Here is a 16,366-nt window from a genome sequence, read left to right on the forward strand (position 1 = left end):
GATAAAATCAAAAGAAAAACCAGGTGGCGGATTATGAATACAAAGCTTTTACATATCCCTGCAGACATTATTGAAACTATCGTCGAGAATGCATTTGAATGGCTTGTGGTCGTGGATCAAGAAGGAAGGATCATTTATATCAACCATAATTATTGTGAATTTCTTGAAGTCAATCGGGAAGAAACGATTGGCCGGCATGTGACACAAGTGATCGAGAATACCAGGATGCATATTGTGGCCAAGACCGGCCAGGAAGAACTGGCCGACCTGCAATATATCAAAGGCAATTACATGATTGCCAACAGGGTGCCCATCATCAAAAATGGCGAGGTAGTTGCAGCGTTCGGCACTGTCTTCTTCAGGGACACACAGGAATGGATGAAAATGGACAGCCATGTAAAAAGTCTGCTCACGAGAATGCAGCCCTACATTCAAAAAATTGATTCTGGCGTGAAATATACGCTCGATGACATCCTTGGCGAGTCGCAGCAGATTGTCAGTTTAAAAGAGAAAGTGAAAATGGTGTCAAACAGCGATATTTCAATTTTGATCAGGGGAGAGAGCGGCACAGGGAAGGAATTGTTTGCCCACAGCATCCACCAGTTAAGCAGCCGGAGCCAGAAGCCTTTCATCAAGGTAAACTGCGGAGCAATCCCCGAAAACCTGCTAGAATCAGAGTTGTTTGGCTATGAGGAAGGAGCTTTTACAGGCGCGAAAAAAGGCGGGAAAAAGGGGAAATTCCAGCTGGCAAATGGCGGCACCCTCTTCCTTGACGAGATTGGCGACATGCCGCTGAGCATGCAGGTAAAACTGTTGCGTGCCTTGCAGGATGGAGAGATTGAACCGATTGGCTCTACTAAACCAGTTTCAGTTGATGTAAGGATCATTGCTGCCACAAACAGGCCGCTTGAGAACATGATCGAGGAGAAACGATTCAGAGAGGATTTATTTTACCGGATCAATGTCGTCCCTTTCAGCGTCCCTCCATTAAGAGAACGTGCGGAGGACTTGAACCTTCTGATCGCCTATTTTATCGAAAAGGTCACAAACCGGTTAGGCAAGCGGATTGCAGGAATGGAAAGAAATGTGATGGAAATCCTGAAATCATACAGTTGGCCGGGGAATATCCGCGAACTGCAAAATGTCATCGAAGCTGCCGTTCATTTGACTAAAGGAGAACAAATTACGCTGGATTCTTTGCCGGATTACCTGCAATCACAGACAGCGATTTATCGATTCAAGAACAAGAAGCTAAAAGATATTGTTGAAGAAACAGAAAAATGGGTATTGAAGCAAAGTCTTGAAAGGAATAATGACGACAAAATGCTGGTGGGCAGGGAGCTGGGGATCAGCAAATCAACACTTTATGAAAAATTGAATAAATACGGTCTCTTGTAGTCCGGAAACTCGGAATGCTGTCCGAGTTTCCGGACTTCTCTGTTTTCTAGCAATATTTAAAAGGGTTCTCACTGTATGAATGGTGTTTATCAGCGGGAAAAGGACAGATCAAAAAAACAGATTCCTATTAAGTAAAAGGAATAGAAGAATGCTAGAGTCCGGAAATCCGGAAAAAGGTAACTGAAAATTATGAATACATACCGATCCGCCTGATTCGAAAAGTTGGCACGATAGTTGCAATAAGATAATACAGCAATTTTATTCTAGATTTTTGTAAGCGTTACCATCACTTTCGGCAAGGAGGGCAGTTTTTTTAGTTGTTCACTTTAACATAACAAGGGGGAAAAAAGAATGCTGAGTATGATTGGATTGATTGGCGGTCTGGCTTTATTGATTTACCTGACGATGAGAGGGATGAACCTGCTTATTGTCGGGCCGATTTCCGCGTTGTTTGTAGCTGTTTTCAGCGGGATGCCGCTGTTTCCGCAGCTGGCTGAAGAAGGGGCTGCTAACTTTGTCGGGAACTATATGTCTGGTTTTTCGGGTTTCGTTACCGCATGGTACATGATGTTCCTGCTTGGGGCGATTTTTGGAAAGGTGATGGAAGATAGCGGAGCAGCAGACAGCGTATCTGAGTTTATCGTCGAGAAGCTGGGGATGAAATATGCCGTGCTAGCGATTGTCGTTGCCTGCGCTGTGTTGACATATGGCGGAGTGAGCTTGTTTGTCGTAGCATTTTCTGTTTATCCAATGGCATTGAGCTTGTTCAGGCAGGCCAATTTGCCAAGGCGTTTCATTCCGGCTGCATTGGCCTTCGGTTCGGTTACGTTCACAATGACTTCTGCAGGTTCTCCGGAAATCCAGAACTGGATTCCGATTGAGTTCCTCAATACTTCTCCGCTTGCAGGCTGGGAGGTCAGCGCCATCGTTGCAGTCTTTATGATGATCTTTGGATACTGGTGGCTGAAACGAATGATCACAAAAGCCATCGCAAAAGGGGAGAAGTTTGAAGCGAGGAAGACCGATCCAATGCTGGAAAAACGAGAACTTCCTCATCCTTTAATGGGTCTCATTCCTTTGGTAGTGGTATTGGTTATTTCCTTCGTTTTCCATGACTCATTAAAACAATCAGCACTCATCATCGCTTTGCTAGGAGGTGTTATATCCGCCTATTTGCTAAATCGCAAGTACTTCAAAAATTTCTGGGAAGCACTATCAGAAGGAACGATGGGTGCTTTGATTGCGATCGGCAACACGGCTGCAGTCGTTGGGTTTGGCGGCGTGGCGAAGGCAGTTCCGGCTTTCCAGACAGCGGTAGATGCGATGACGAATATACCTGGAAGCCCGTTGATTGGGGCGGCGATTGCCGTCAGTGTCATTGCAGGGATGACTGGTTCAGCTTCCGGAGGTCAGGCAATTGCACTTCCACTACTCGCACCACACTACATGGATATGGGCGTCAATCCGGAAGCATTGCACAGGGTAGCGGCCATTTCCTCGGGAGCGCTAGATTCTCTGCCGCATAATGGTTATGTGGTCACGACTGTCAGGGCGATTTGCGGCGAGTCCCATCAGGATGCCTACAATCCAGTGGCAGCAGTGACCGTCATTGTACCGCTGATTGGTGTGGCAATCGCGATTGTACTATTCACACTAGGATTAGGTATTTAGAGAAAGGAGCTTCCCGATGGTAAAAGATAAAGTAGTCCTGATAACCGGTGCCGCCCAGGGAATCGGGTATGAGATCGCCAAAAGTTTTGCTGAACAGGGCGGGAAGGTATTTTTAACGGATTTACAGGAAGGAACGGTGGAAGAAGCAGCAGCTAGTTTGCGTGAATCAGGATTCGAAGCTGCTGGCTGGAAATGTGATGTTACCAGCGAAAAAGACATTGAGCAGGCAGTTGTGAAATGCGTCGACCACTTTGGCCGTGTCGATGTTCTTATCAACAATGCAGGTCTGCAATATGTATCCATGATTGAAGACTTCCCAACGGAAAAATTTGAATTGCTGATAAAAGTAATGCTCACAGCCCCGTTTGTAGCCTTGAAACATGTATTGCCGGTCATGAAAAAGCAAGGTTTTGGCCGGGTAATCAACATGGCATCAATCAATGGGCTAGTGGGGTTTGCTGGTAAGGCAGCTTATAACAGTGCCAAGCATGGGGTCATTGGTTTGACGAAGGTAGCTGCACTTGAAACCGCAGAGCACGGGATCACCGTCAACGCCGTCTGCCCGGGATATGTCGATACTCCATTGGTCCGCAATCAGCTATCAAGCCTGGCGGAGACAAGGAATGTCCCACTTGAAAAAGTGCTCGAAGAAGTCATTTTTCCGCTCGTGCCGCAGAAACGCCTGCTGACTGTCGAGGAAATCGCCAGTTATGTTCAATACCTGGCCAGTGATGCTGCAAAAGGAATCACCGGCCAGGCCGCCGTCATAGATGGAGGGTATACGGTTCAATAATACTCAGGGTTCTAATTGAGGATCGGTTTTCATTTCCAATATAAGGATGCCGGTGCAATTCGGGGATAACCATGCAATTAGCAGTTGGAGCTTGTAATATAACTGGGTTAATGTGCAATTAACGAAAAAATGAGCCGGCTTCCTTTTTGGGAGACCGGCTTTAAAACTTAAAAACTATAAATCCTCGATCACAATATATGTCGCTTTAACAGGTCCATGAACTCCGACGACAAGGTTCAATTCGATATCGGCTGAGTTGCTCGGTCCGGTGATGAAATTGACGCAAGATGCAACTTGCTTGCCGGAAAGGTGCATCTCCCGAAGTTTGCGGGCAGCCTGGGTGATCCTTGGCACAATTGTGCTCTTTGGAATGAGTGCAATATAAGTGGCAGGCAGGAAACTGACGGTCCGGCCTTTATCTTTATCGCTTAATAATACGACTGTCCCTGACTCAGCGAGGGTCATTTCACTGATGGTGAGTCCGACATTCGCTCTTTCAGCCTGGCGGATGTTTTCCTTGCCTTTTGTATGGTCCCAATCATAGACTTCGATGTTTTTCGAAGGCCATTCTTGCTTCATCAGGGAGTCAAGACCCCATTTTGCGAATCGGTCATCCTTCCAGGAAACGACCGGTCCGCCTCCATAGTTGGTTACAACTTCATTCAAGGTTTCAGGCAGATTCTTGGCATCTGTCATGACCAGGCTTGTGTGGATTTTAAGACATTGAGTTTTCAGGACATCAATCAATTCATCTGGTGTCGCATCCTTTAAAACTTCATCCTGCGGACCGTGCTTCCAGACTGGCGGCTTGATGTTGCCGGTTATACGGTTTCTTCCGAGCGAACTTGCGATATTATTTAAAAACGCTTCACGGTTTTGGATTGTTCCTGTCATGATTCATTGCCTCCTTTTTCCCTGTTTTTGAACCAGTCTCTGAATCTTTCTTTATTCGGGGCAGGGAATTCCCTGATCTCAGTCCAGGCTTTCAATGGGCCGGGGCCGTTTGAAATTTTATCGCCGGTTGTGAATGGATTCATCGCTGCAGGAGCAACCTTTGACCCCAGTTTGTACAGCATCGGGGAAGCGGCTCCAAGACCGAAAGCCTTCATGGCGAGTTTCTCGGAAATAGGCGCTTTTCCTTCCTCCTCGACAATTACCTGCCGATGTTTATGCAATAGCTGGTGAAGGGGTATTTTTACAGGACAAACATCGGTACAGGCTCCGCAAAGGGTGGAAGCATAGGGAAGCTCCTTATACTGATCGTATCCTCCGAGCAACGGCGATAGAACAGCTCCGATCGGCCCTGAATAAATCGAACCGTAAGAGTGTCCGCCGACATGTCGGTAAACCGGGCAAGTATTGATACAAGCAGCGCAACGGATACATTGGAGGACAGACTGGAATTCGCCTCCAAGGATTTTTGAGCGTCCATTATCGACGATGACGAGGTGGAATTCCTCAGGACCATCGACATTATGATCTTCCCGTGGACCAGTCAGTACAGTGATATAGCTTGTCAGCTTCTGGCCGACAGCGCTTCTTGTCAACAGGCTTACGAGCACTTCCATTTCCTCGAATGTGGGAACAAGCCGCTCCATCCCCATAACCGTGATTTGGGTTTTTGGGAGGGAGGTAACGAGGTCGGCATTTCCTTCATTGGTCACAAGGCTGAAGGAGCCTGTCTCGGCAACGGCAAAATTGCAGCCGGTAATCCCGATATCTGCTGTCAAATATTCCTGCCGGAGCATTTCGCGTGCATGCCAGGCCAGTTCTTCCGGTTTTTCCGTTTTTTGATAGCCAAGCTTCTTTGTAAAAACGTCCCTGATTTGCTCCTTGTTTTTATGCAGGGCAGGAACGACAATATGTGATGGCGGATCATGGTCATCAACCTGGAGGATGTATTCGCCAAGGTCCGTTTCTACAACGGTGCAACCAGCCTGTTCAAGCGTTGTGTTCAAACTGATTTCTTCCGTGACCATTGATTTGGATTTTACGATTTTTGTTGCATTCTTTTTTTCGACAACGCCTTTTATATATTCATTAGCGTCTTCGGCAGTCTGTGCAAAGAAAACATGGCCGCCGCGCTTTGCAACGTTCTCACTGAGCTGTTCAAGGTAAAAGTCAAGATTTTCGAGGACATGCTGGCGGATTTCTTCGCCATGGCTGCGCCAATCTTCCCAGTTTCCCATTTCTTCAGTAACATCCTGTCTCCGGGTGCCCATCCGCTCCTGGGCTCCGGCAACTGCGCCCCTCATGAATGAATCATTTATACCCTGGTCCACACGCTCTTTAAAATTATCTGATCCAATTTTCATTGGCATAGGAAATTCCCCCTTTTCCAAGATTTATCGGCTGTTCAATATTTCTGCTATATGAAGCACCTTGATTGGTTTTCCTTGCCTTTCGATGCGGCCTCCAATGTTCATCAGGCAGCCAGCATCAGCTCCGATCAAATATTCGGCACCCGTTTCTTCTACATGCCGAACCTTTTCATCAACCATTTGCTCGGAAATCTGGGCCATTTTGACGGAGAAGGTCCCGCCGAAGCCGCAGCATTGCTCCTTGCCCGGAAGTTCTGTGAACTCGAGGCCCTTGACATTGCTTAATAGAATCATAGGGGCTTTTTTGACACCTAACAATCTCGTCATGTGGCAGGATGTATGATAGGTAACCTTGCCTTGAAAGCTGGCCCCGACATCTTCAATCTTTAAGACATTTACAATGAATTGCGTCAATTCATAGGATTTGGCCGCAAGTTTCTTCGCTTTTGGTTCCCAAACGGGATCTCCCTTGAAGACATGAGGATATTCACGGAACATGGTAATGCATGAACCGGAAGGGGATACGACGTATTCAGCATCAATAAATGTATCGATCATAGATTTCATTGCTTCTTTTGCTTCTTTCACATATCCACTGTTATAAGCTGGCTGACCGCAGCAAACCTGTGATTCCGGAAAATCGATTTCACAGCCAAGCCGCTCCAGCAGTTCGACTGTTGCTTTGCCCGCACTGCTTTGGAACATATCGACCAAACAAGTAGCAAAAAGGGTTACCTTCATTGTCCAACCTCTTTCCTGAATGATAATTAACAGGTCATCTGATGACCTGAATACTGTATTTGAAATTAATAGTACTACAAAAATATCCCTCTATGAAAGGGGTTTCAGAAAATTTTGCGTGAAGGATTGAATTTTAATCATAAAATAAAAACCACACTTCCAGGTGAGAAATGTGGTTAGAGTGTTGGTTTTGTTTTTGCCTGGTTAATGTATTTATGGAGAATGTCTTCCACACTCTCGATATGGTTTAGCATCAAATTCCTTGCCTCTTCGGAATCCTGCGCATGTATTGCCTCGTAGATGGCATAATGCTCATCATGAAGCCGGGCGGTCGTTGTTTGTTTCGAGTAAAGCCAGAGCCGGCGTGTTTCTTTCATCGTCTCGCCCATCAAGCCGGAAACATGGTTCATCAAGCTGATCAGCAGCGGATTATGCGAACTTTCGGCAATCGCCAAATGGAATTGCAGATCCGCTTTTTCTCCAAGCTCCTCATCGCCGTTAGCATGTTTCATTTCCTCCAGCGCCTCTCTCATTGTCTGCAGCTGCTTTTCAGTCCGTTTTTTTGCTGCTGAAAAAACAGTGCCGGCTTCCAGGATCTTCCTCACTTCCAGAAGATGCGCCGTATCATGGACATTCATCAGTATAGCAGTGGAAAGGGGGAAGCTGATTTGTTCAGTTTCAAATTCCCTGACATATGTCCCTTCTCCTTGCTTTATTTCAATGAGTCCCATAGCTCTTAAGGCACTCAATGCTTCCCTGATGGCAGAGCGCCCTACATGGAAATTCTCAGCCAGCTGCTGGACCGAATCCAGTTTATCGCCTGGTTTCAGTTGTCCAGACCTGATCATGCCATGGATTGTTTCGGCAACTTCTTCATATATCTTTTTAGGTTTGATTCTTTTATATTGCAAAGTAAAGCCTCCAAAGTTCGTTCTCTTGACTCCCATTATACAATTTTTCCTCAGCTCTGTAATATTGTTTATCACTATAAGCGGGAAATTTCAATTTAAAGAACCGTACTCGCTTCTGATTATATTTTACTAAATTTCAAAAAATATATTGATAATTTTGTAAAGTCCATTCTATAATTCAAATTAGTTAATGACCTAGTCATCAGATGACCTTATCATTTTATGTAAGCGATTACTTGATGACTTTAAGCTGGAAAATGTTTTTAAAAGAAAAATCATCAAAGCAGGGGGTAAAGTATGTCGTTCACACAAAATTTCACAGCGGTAGGGGATAACCTGGCCTTGTCCGCAATCGTCGCACTGATTCCGATTTTATATTTCTTCTGGGCACTTGCTATCAAACAGATGAAGGGGTACATAGCGGGCCTGACAACACTTGCTGTTGCCTTGCTTATTGCAATTGTTGCTTTTAAAATGCCTGCGGGAATGGCTTTGATGTCAGCTTCACAGGGGGCAGTGTATGGTATCCTCCCGATTGGCTGGATCATCATTACATCCGTATTTTTGTACAAGCTGACAGTTAAAACTGGCCAGTTTGACATTATCCGCAATTCAGTACTGTCTATAACAGAAGACCGCCGCTTGCAGGCACTTTTGGTAGCGTTCTCATTCGGGGCATTTCTTGAAGGTGCCGCTGGCTTTGGAGCACCGGTAGCGATTTCGGCTGCTCTTTTGGTGGGATTGGGTTTTAGGCCGCTTTACGCTGCAGGACTTTGCCTGATCGCCAACACAGCACCAGTTGCATTTGGTGCGATTGGTATTCCGATTATTGCTGTTGAAGGCCCTACCGGCATTCCGGCGATGGAAATCTCAAAAATGGTCGGCAGACAGCTGCCATTCTTATCTGTCTTTATCCCATTCTACCTGGTCGTGATCATGGCAGGGTTCAAAAGGGCAATGGAAGTAATGCCAGCTGTCCTCGTTTCCGGAGTTTCATTTGCACTTACTCAATACGTGGCATCAAACTTCCTTGGACCGGAGCTGCCTGACATTTTATCAGCGCTTGTTTCATTGTTCGCGCTGGCAATCTTCCTCAAGTTCTGGAAGCCAAAGACTATTTTCAGATTTGATGCAGAAGAGGAAATGGCAGCCACATCAGCTGTTAATCTGCCAGTAAAAACAAAACAGCAGAATACGGGGGCACAAGTTTTCAAAGCCTGGTCCCCATTCCTTATTTTGACTGCAATCATTTCTGTATGGGGCATCCCTTCCATCAAGCTTGCCCTGATAGGCCATTATGAAGGAACAAATTCGATTTTAAAGGCAATCAACTCTTTAGGACATTCACTGACATATGCACCGGAAGTACCTTTCTTGAATAACAGAATCATCAATTCTGAAGGCGCCCCGATTGCTGCCGTATTTAAACTGGAGGTACTCGGAGCCGCAGGGACAGCGATTTTGATCGCCGCTATACTTACTAAATTCGTTGTCGGCATCTCCTGGAAAAACTGGGCTGCTACCTTTGGAGAGACGCTGAATGAATTAAAGTATCCTGTCATCACCATCGGTTCGGTCGTGGGATTCGCTTATGTGACAAATGCTTCCGGGATGAGCACGACACTTGGCATGACGCTTGCAAAAACTGGTGCTGTCCTGTTCCCATTCTTCTCTCCATTCCTTGGATGGCTTGGCGTTTTCATCACTGGTTCTGATACATCTGCTAACCTTTTATTCGGAAACCTGCAGAAAATCACCGCGACTTCCGTTGGCATGGATCCGATCCTTGCTGTGGCAGCGAACTCTTCGGGAGGTGTAACCGGAAAAATGATTTCGCCGCAGTCGATTGCCGTCGCCTGTGCAGCAGTAGGTCTTGCTGGAAAAGAATCCGAACTGTTCCGCTTCACGATCAAACACAGTTTGTTCCTTGTGACGCTGGTCGGAATTCTTACATTCCTGCAAAATAGCGTCCTGTCCTGGATGATTCCATAAAGATAAGTGAAAAATTTACAGGAAAAATTCCAGGCTTCTTTCAGTTTGAAAAGAAGCCTGGCTTTATTTATCTATTTTAGGGGGAACTTTCATGCTTCCAAACACAGTGAAAGAAAAAATAATCACAATCGTAACTGCTGCTAATTTTGATGATTCCAAAACGGGTCGGCTGGTCTATTCATATGATGCAACACCTAACTTTCAATCAATGCCGGATGCCGTTGTAAGTCCGCGGAACAAACAGGAGATATCTGAGGTTGTTAAACTTTGCAATGAATATAAAATTCCGATTGTGCCTCGCGGATCCGGGACGAATCTTTGCGCAGGCACTTGCCCGACAGAAGGCGGAATCGTGCTTCTTTTTAAACACATGAACAAAATCCTTGAGGTGGATGAAGAGAATCTGACTGCCACCGTCCAGCCCGGGGTGGTAACGCTTGATTTAATCAATGCGGTGGAACCAAAAGGGCTGTTTTTCCCTCCAGATCCTGGCTCTATGAAAATATCAACCATCGGCGGCAATATCAACGAAAATTCCGGCGGCCTGCGCGGATTGAAGTATGGGGTGACGAGAGATTACGTAATCGGTCTTGAAGCAGTGCTGCCAAATGGGGATATCATCCGTACAGGAGGGAAACTGGCAAAGGATGTCGCGGGATATGATTTTACCAGGTTGCTCGTCGGTTCCGAGGGTACGCTTGGCATCATTACTGAAGCTATCCTTAAATTGATTCCGATGCCTGAGACAAAACAAACGATGCTTGCTCTATATCAAGATCTTGAAGCGGCAGCTAAATCGGTATCAAAGATCATTGCGAGCAAAATCATCCCTGCTACGCTGGAATTCCTTGATCAGCCGACTTTAAGGGTTGTCGAGGATTTTGCCAAAATCGGGCTGCCAACAGATGTTGAAGCGGTTCTATTGATCGAGCAGGATGGCCCGATTGAAGTTGTCGAGCGTGACATGGCCAGGATTGCCGAGGTGTGCAAAGAAGAAAAGGCTGTGTCTGTGCAGCTGGCGCAATCTGAAGCTGAGGCGGAAGCACTAAGGACTGCGCGCAGGAGTGCCCTATCTGCATTGGCCAGGTTAAAGCCGACGACCATTTTGGAGGATGCCACTGTGCCAAGATCAGAGATCGCCAGAATGGTCAATGCAATCAATGAAATCGCGAAAAAGTATGATTTGGATATCTGCACGTTTGGTCACGCAGGAGATGGAAATCTTCATCCTACTTGTCCGACTGATTCACGCAATCATAAGGAAATGGAAAGGGTCGAGAAGGCATTTGCGGAAATTTTTGAGAAGGCAATCGAGTTTGGCGGTACAATTACGGGCGAGCACGGAGTCGGGGTCATGAAAGCACCGTATCTCGAGCTTAAGCTGGGAAAAGAAGGGATCACAGCCATGAAGGCTGTAAAAATGGCACTCGATCCAAACAATATCATGAATCCCGGAAAGATTTTTGCGAAAGACAGCAGGAAACGAGTGGTGGTAACAAAATGACAACGGTACAGGAACAGCAAAGAATCCAGACACAATTCCAGGAAAAGATGAACCAGGATGAGCTATTGAACTGCATGCGCTGCGGGTTCTGCCTGCCGACTTGTCCCACCTATATCGAATCTGGCTATCAAGAATCCCATTCGCCCAGGGGCCGCATCGCTTTAATGAAGGCAGTAGTCGATGGCCTTATCGAACCTGATGAAGATTTTGAGCGGTCACTTGATCTTTGCCTTGGCTGCCGGGCATGTGAACCGGTCTGCCCGTCCGGGGTGAATTATGGACATCTTCTTGAAGATGCCCGGGATATTGTCAATCAAAACAAGAAATTCTCAATGCCAGTTAAAATGGTAAGGAAAGCTGTTTTTAAAGGACTTTTTCCTCACCAGGAGCGGATGAGGGGGCTGACTGGCCTTATAGGCTTCTATCAGCGCTCCGGCCTGCAGAAGGTTGCACGCGGCATAGGAGTGATGAAGCTTTTCCCTGAATCGCTCGCCACGATGGAGAAAGTACTCCCTCAGGTGCCTACAATGAAGGAAATGAAAAATCGGCCTGAACTTCTTGAGCCAATCGGCCCGAAGACTCATAAGGTCGCATTCTTCAGCGGCTGCCTGATGGATACAATGTTCCTCGAAACTAACAATGCGACGATGAAGCTTTTGCAGCTCGCAGGATGTGAAATTGTCATCCCTAAGGATCAGGCATGCTGCGGAGCGCTTCATGGACACAGCGGAGAAAAGGAAGATGCGAAAGCACTTGCGAGGCGGAACATTAAAGCCTTCGAGGATACCGGAGTTGATTTTATCATCACGAATGCAGGAGGCTGTGGCGCCTTCCTGATCGACTATGACCACTTGCTTAAAGATGATCCGGAATGGAAGGAAAGGGCACAGGCCTTTACTGATAAAATCAAGGATATATCGCAGATTTTGATGGAGGTCGGTTTTCATGAAAAAGTGAAGCTGGAACTGTCGCCGCAAACTATTACGTACCAGGATTCATGCCACTTGCGCAATGTGATGAAAACAGCTTCAGCGCCCAGGACGCTGCTGCAATCAATCCAAGGGGCAGAATTCAGCGAGATGCAGAATGCCGACCGTTGCTGTGGCTCGGCAGGAATCTATAATATTGTCGAAAGTGAAATGTCCATGCAGTTACTAGACTCCAAAATGGTTCAGGCAAAGGCCACCCATGCAACGACGATTGTAACCGCAAACCCGGGATGTCTGCTGCAGATGAAGCTTGGAATTGAGCGCGAAGGACTCTCTGAAAGAATGAGAGGCGTGCATATTGTGGACCTGCTATTGGAAGCTACACAAACCGAGAAGTGATCTTTGAAGGCCCATCTCTATTTGCAGAGATGGGCACTTATCCATAAGGGGATTTAATTTTGCATGATGAACAGGTATAAAGACCCGCACCGCCAAGCCGGCTTATTCGTATAATACTCTCTATAATCATTTATTTTCCTCCCTGCTTGCATCTGCAGGGGAATTTTATTACAATATCCCTATATCATAATGAAAGACTTCGACAAGGAGTAGTAGTGGTGATAAACCTGAGGAAGAGAGCTGGCGGTTGGTGCAAGCCAGACGGGACCATCATGAACTCGCCTTTGAGTCGCAGACGTGAACACACAAGTAGCGTTTGCCGTTTTCCGCGTTAAGGATGAATGAAGCGAGTGTTACACACTAATTTGGGTGGTACCGCGGGAGATCATACATAACCTCTCGTCCCTTTTACAGGGGCGGGAGTTTTTTATTTGCAAAAATTCATCCGCTAAAATAAATCGAAACCAAACAGGAGGACATGACGATGAGTTTCAACCATCAGGAAATCGAGAAAAAATGGCAAGCTTATTGGGAACAGAACAAAACGTTCAAAACAACTGAAGATAAAGGGAAAGAGAAGTTTTACGCGCTTGATATGTTCCCGTATCCATCAGGTGCCGGCCTTCACGTTGGACACCCGGAAGGATATACGGCAACAGACATCCTTTCCCGCATGAAAAGGATGCAGGGATTCAACGTCCTTCATCCAATGGGCTGGGACGCATTCGGACTGCCGGCAGAGCAGTATGCACTTGATACAGGGAATGACCCGGCAGAATTTACGGAGAAGAACATTAACACGTTCCGCCGCCAGATCAAGGCATTAGGCTTTTCATACGACTGGGACCGCGAAGTCAACACGACTGACCCTGAATACTACAAGTGGACTCAGTGGATTTTCCTTAAGCTTTATGAAAAAGGGCTAGCGTACATTGACGAAGTCGCTGTTAACTGGTGCCCGGCACTTGGAACAGTTTTAGCGAACGAAGAAGTAATCGATGGTAAAAGCGAGCGCGGCGGACATCCGGTGGAACGCCGTCCGATGAGACAATGGATGTTAAAGATTACTGCGTATGCAGACCGTCTTCTTGAGGATCTTGATTTACTTGATTGGCCGGAGAGCCTGAAGGATATGCAGCGCAACTGGATTGGCCGTTCAGAAGGTGCGGAAATCACTTTCAACATCGAAGGACATGAGGGAACATTCACGGTTTTCACAACCCGTCCGGATACACTGTTCGGCGCAACTTACGCGGTGCTTGCACCAGAGCATCAATTGGTTGATAAAATCACTACTTCTGAACAAAAAGCTGCAGTAGAAAAATATATTGATGAAATCAAGAGCAAGAGCGATCTTGAGCGTACCGATTTAGCAAAAGACAAAACTGGAGTCTTCACCGGGGCTTATGCGATCAATCCAGCAAACGGCGAAAAAATGCCAATCTGGATCGCAGACTATGTTCTTGCGTCATACGGAACTGGCGCAATCATGGCAGTTCCTGCGCATGACGAGCGCGACTACGAGTTTGCTAAAAAATTCGAGTTGGAAATCAAGGAAGTTGTAGCCGGCGGAAACGTCCAGGAAGAAGCCTATACTGGCGACGGTGATCATGTAAACTCTGAATTCCTTGACGGCATGAATAAGGAAGATGCCATCAGCAAGATGATTGCCTGGCTTGAAGAAAAAGGCATTGGTACAAAGAAGGTCACATATCGCCTTCGCGACTGGCTGTTCAGCCGCCAGCGTTACTGGGGTGAGCCGATTCCAATCATCCACTGGGAAGATGGCACAATGACAGCAGTTCCAGATGATCAGCTGCCACTTGTCCTTCCTAAAACAACTGAAATCAAGCCATCAGGCACAGGCGAGTCCCCGCTTGCCAATATCGCTGACTGGGTGAATGTGGTTGACCCTGAAACAGGCAAAAAGGGCCGCAGGGAAACGAACACCATGCCGCAATGGGCTGGCAGCTGCTGGTATTACCTTCGCTACATCGATCCGAAGAATGATCAGGCGCTTGCCGATGAAGAAAAATTAAAGCAATGGCTGCCTGTCGATATTTACATTGGAGGCGCGGAGCACGCAGTACTTCACTTGCTTTACGCTCGTTTCTGGCACAAGGTTCTTTACGATGTGGGTGTTGTCCATACGAAAGAGCCATTCCAGAAGCTTTTCAACCAGGGGATGATCCTTGGTGAAAATAATGAAAAAATGAGTAAATCAAAAGGCAATGTCGTCAACCCGGATGAAATCGTCGGAAGCCACGGTGCGGATACACTTCGCCTTTACGAAATGTTCATGGGACCGCTGGAGGCATCGATTGCATGGTCAACAAATGGACTTGATGGATCACGCCGATTCCTTGACCGTATCTGGCGCCTGTTCGTCGATGAAAACGGAAGCCTGAGCTCGAAGATCAAGGATGTGGAAAACCAAAACCTTGAAAAAGTCTACCACCAGACGGTTAAAAAAGTAACAGAAGACTATGAAGGACTTCGTTTCAACACAGCGATCTCACAGATGATGGTCTTCATCAACGAAGCATACAAAGCTGAGGAACTTCCTAAGGGATATGTAGAAGGATTTGTGAAAATGCTTGCTCCGATTGCACCGCATATCACAGAAGAGCTTTGGGAAAAGCTTGGGCACAGCGAGTCTATCACCTATGCAGCATGGCCAGCATATGATGAAGCCAAGCTTGTTGATGACGAAGTCGAAATCGTTGTCCAGGTGAACGGCAAAATCAAAGCAAAAATGATGGTACCTGCCGATGCCAACAGAGAGACTCTTGAGCAGATTGCTATGGGCGATAATACCGTTAAAGAACAAATCGACGGTAAGACAGTCCGCAAAGTGATCGCAGTACCAGGAAAGCTTGTCAACATTGTCGCTAACTAATACGTTTTGCAAAGGATCGCTTTTGCGGTCCTTTGTTTTATAAAATTGAAATACCCCATGAGGTTTTTCCTTTGTATTATAAAAAGAGTTTTTATATAATAAATAGGGGAAAATACAATATGGTATTGGATCCTTGAATAATAAGGATAAATTTTATTGAAAATTGGAGGAAATGACTTATGAATAAAATTGAAACAATCTCAACTGAAGAGCTTCAAAAGAAACTGGAAGCAGGCGAAAAGCTTGAAATGGTTGACGTACGTGAACATGACGAAGTTGAATCCGGCATGATCCCTGGAGCCAAGCACATCCCAATGGGCGAAATCCCTGAAAGAATGAACGAATTCGACAAGGACAAGGAATACATCTTCATCTGCCGTTCAAGCGCACGCAGCGGCAATGTCTGCCACTACATGAACGAGCAAGGCTACAAAGTCCGTAACATGGTTGGCGGCATGATGAGCTGGGGCGGAGAAACAAAGCGCCCATAATTATAAAATTCTGAAAATCTGGCCAGAATGGATGGTAAAAAGGAAGGAAGATTACCTTGATCCAGGTCAGAGTGTTTGATCATGAGCATGAAAAAGATCTCGAACAGGATATGAACGTGTTTCTTGAAAAACTAGATGAAAAAAAACTGCTCGACATTAAATACAATGTCGCGGTCATACCTGAAGAAGAGGATGAAGAGCAGATTTACTGTTTTTCAGCCATGATTGTATACAGAGCCTGAGCCTTGAATCAGGCTCTGTTTTTATGTGAAAAAGATTCGTGACAAGGTACTAACGGGGAATAGTGTACGTCATCC

General features: G+C 46.2%; 13 protein-coding genes and 1 other annotated feature. Of the genes, 9 read left to right on the forward strand and 4 right to left on the reverse strand.

Features of this window, described 5'->3' with window-relative positions:
- Nucleotides 1-33 precede the first annotated feature (33 nt).
- From FS736_RS11400 to FS736_RS11410, 3 genes are all read left to right on the forward strand, one after another.
- The gene (locus FS736_RS11400; protein ID WP_144477132.1) at nt 34-1,398 is read left to right on the forward strand and encodes a sigma-54 interaction domain-containing protein; all 1,365 of its coding nucleotides are present in this window, start codon (nt 34-36) and stop codon (nt 1,396-1,398) included.
- A gap of 351 nt (nt 1,399-1,749) precedes the next feature.
- Nucleotides 1,750-3,069 (forward strand): GntP family permease, encoded by a 1,320-nt coding sequence (locus tag FS736_RS11405; protein ID WP_144477135.1) that lies wholly within the window; start codon nt 1,750-1,752, stop codon nt 3,067-3,069.
- Nucleotides 3,070-3,085: 16 nt separating this feature from the next.
- Complete coding sequence (locus FS736_RS11410) at nt 3,086-3,862, forward strand: 3-hydroxybutyrate dehydrogenase (protein ID WP_144477138.1); 777 nt, start codon at nt 3,086-3,088, stop codon at nt 3,860-3,862.
- Nucleotides 3,863-4,036: 174 nt separating this feature from the next.
- Here the strand turns inward: FS736_RS11410 and FS736_RS11415 are convergent, their stop codons facing one another.
- The 4 genes from FS736_RS11415 to FS736_RS11430 form a co-directional block, all read right to left on the reverse strand.
- On the reverse strand, nt 4,037-4,759 hold the full coding sequence (locus FS736_RS11415) for a LutC/YkgG family protein (RefSeq protein ID WP_222125069.1): 723 nt from the start codon (nt 4,757-4,759) through the stop codon (nt 4,037-4,039).
- Nucleotides 4,753-6,183 carry a LutB/LldF family L-lactate oxidation iron-sulfur protein gene (locus FS736_RS11420; RefSeq protein WP_144477144.1) on the reverse strand — a complete coding sequence of 477 codons (1,431 nt, stop codon included), beginning with the start codon at nt 6,181-6,183 and terminating at the stop codon, nt 4,753-4,755. The genes FS736_RS11415 and FS736_RS11420 overlap by 7 nt, the downstream gene beginning before the upstream one ends.
- Nucleotides 6,184-6,207: 24 nt before the next feature.
- On the reverse strand, nt 6,208-6,924 hold the full coding sequence (locus tag FS736_RS11425; protein WP_144477147.1) for a (Fe-S)-binding protein: 717 nt from the start codon (nt 6,922-6,924) through the stop codon (nt 6,208-6,210).
- Between the two features lie 176 nt (nt 6,925-7,100).
- The gene (locus tag FS736_RS11430) at nt 7,101-7,835 is read right to left on the reverse strand and encodes a FadR/GntR family transcriptional regulator (protein WP_144477149.1); all 735 of its coding nucleotides are present in this window, start codon (nt 7,833-7,835) and stop codon (nt 7,101-7,103) included.
- 297 nt (nt 7,836-8,132) lie between these two features.
- Between FS736_RS11430 and FS736_RS11435 the strand changes: the two genes are divergently transcribed.
- The 6 genes from FS736_RS11435 to FS736_RS11460 all read left to right on the forward strand — a co-directional run bounded on the left by FS736_RS11435 (nt 8,133) and on the right by FS736_RS11460 (nt 16,291).
- Nucleotides 8,133-9,827 (forward strand): L-lactate permease, encoded by a 1,695-nt coding sequence (locus FS736_RS11435; protein ID WP_144477152.1) that lies wholly within the window; start codon nt 8,133-8,135, stop codon nt 9,825-9,827.
- Between the two features lie 91 nt (nt 9,828-9,918).
- Nucleotides 9,919-11,331 (forward strand): glycolate oxidase subunit GlcD, encoded by a 1,413-nt coding sequence (glcD, locus tag FS736_RS11440; protein WP_144477155.1) that lies wholly within the window; start codon nt 9,919-9,921, stop codon nt 11,329-11,331.
- Nucleotides 11,328-12,659, forward strand: a complete 1,332-nt coding sequence (locus tag FS736_RS11445; RefSeq protein WP_144477158.1) for a (Fe-S)-binding protein — start codon at nt 11,328-11,330, stop codon at nt 12,657-12,659. The genes glcD and FS736_RS11445 overlap by 4 nt, the downstream gene beginning before the upstream one ends.
- A gap of 190 nt (nt 12,660-12,849) precedes the next feature.
- Nucleotides 12,850-13,069, forward strand: a binding site (T-box leader).
- 74 nt (nt 13,070-13,143) lie between these two features.
- Complete coding sequence (gene leuS, locus FS736_RS11450) at nt 13,144-15,558, forward strand: leucine--tRNA ligase (RefSeq protein WP_144477161.1); 2,415 nt, start codon at nt 13,144-13,146, stop codon at nt 15,556-15,558.
- Between the two features lie 179 nt (nt 15,559-15,737).
- A complete protein-coding gene (locus FS736_RS11455) occupies nt 15,738-16,049 on the forward strand; it encodes a rhodanese-like domain-containing protein (RefSeq protein WP_144477164.1) in 312 nt (103 codons plus the stop codon).
- A gap of 56 nt (nt 16,050-16,105) precedes the next feature.
- Nucleotides 16,106-16,291 (forward strand): sporulation protein Cse60, encoded by a 186-nt coding sequence (locus FS736_RS11460; protein ID WP_144477167.1) that lies wholly within the window; start codon nt 16,106-16,108, stop codon nt 16,289-16,291.
- The last annotated feature ends 75 nt before the right edge of the window (nt 16,292-16,366 follow it).

This window comes from Cytobacillus oceanisediminis 2691, from assembly GCF_007678455.1.
In the GTDB taxonomy this organism is placed as follows: Bacteria; Bacillota; Bacilli; order Bacillales; family Cytobacillaceae; genus Mesobacillus; species Mesobacillus oceanisediminis_A.

Bases quoted from the DNA above. Each gene is read 5' to 3' on its own strand.
- FS736_RS11445 (WP_144477158.1), top strand. From the start codon at position 11,328: ATGACAACGGTACAGGAACAGCAAAGAATCCAGACACAATTCCAGGAA.
- FS736_RS11405 (WP_144477135.1), top strand. From the start codon at position 1,750: ATGCTGAGTATGATTGGATTGATTGGCGGTCTGGCTTTATTGATTTAC.
- FS736_RS11400 (WP_144477132.1), top strand. From the start codon at position 34: ATGAATACAAAGCTTTTACATATCCCTGCAGACATTATTGAAACTATC.
- FS736_RS11410 (WP_144477138.1), top strand. From the start codon at position 3,086: ATGGTAAAAGATAAAGTAGTCCTGATAACCGGTGCCGCCCAGGGAATC.
- leuS (WP_144477161.1), top strand. From the start codon at position 13,144: ATGAGTTTCAACCATCAGGAAATCGAGAAAAAATGGCAAGCTTATTGG.
- FS736_RS11455 (WP_144477164.1), top strand. From the start codon at position 15,738: ATGAATAAAATTGAAACAATCTCAACTGAAGAGCTTCAAAAGAAACTG.
- FS736_RS11435 (WP_144477152.1), top strand. From the start codon at position 8,133: ATGTCGTTCACACAAAATTTCACAGCGGTAGGGGATAACCTGGCCTTG.
- FS736_RS11420 (WP_144477144.1), bottom strand. From the start codon at position 6,183: ATGCCAATGAAAATTGGATCAGATAATTTTAAAGAGCGTGTGGACCAG.
- FS736_RS11425 (WP_144477147.1), bottom strand. From the start codon at position 6,924: ATGAAGGTAACCCTTTTTGCTACTTGTTTGGTCGATATGTTCCAAAGC.
- glcD (WP_144477155.1), top strand. From the start codon at position 9,919: ATGCTTCCAAACACAGTGAAAGAAAAAATAATCACAATCGTAACTGCT.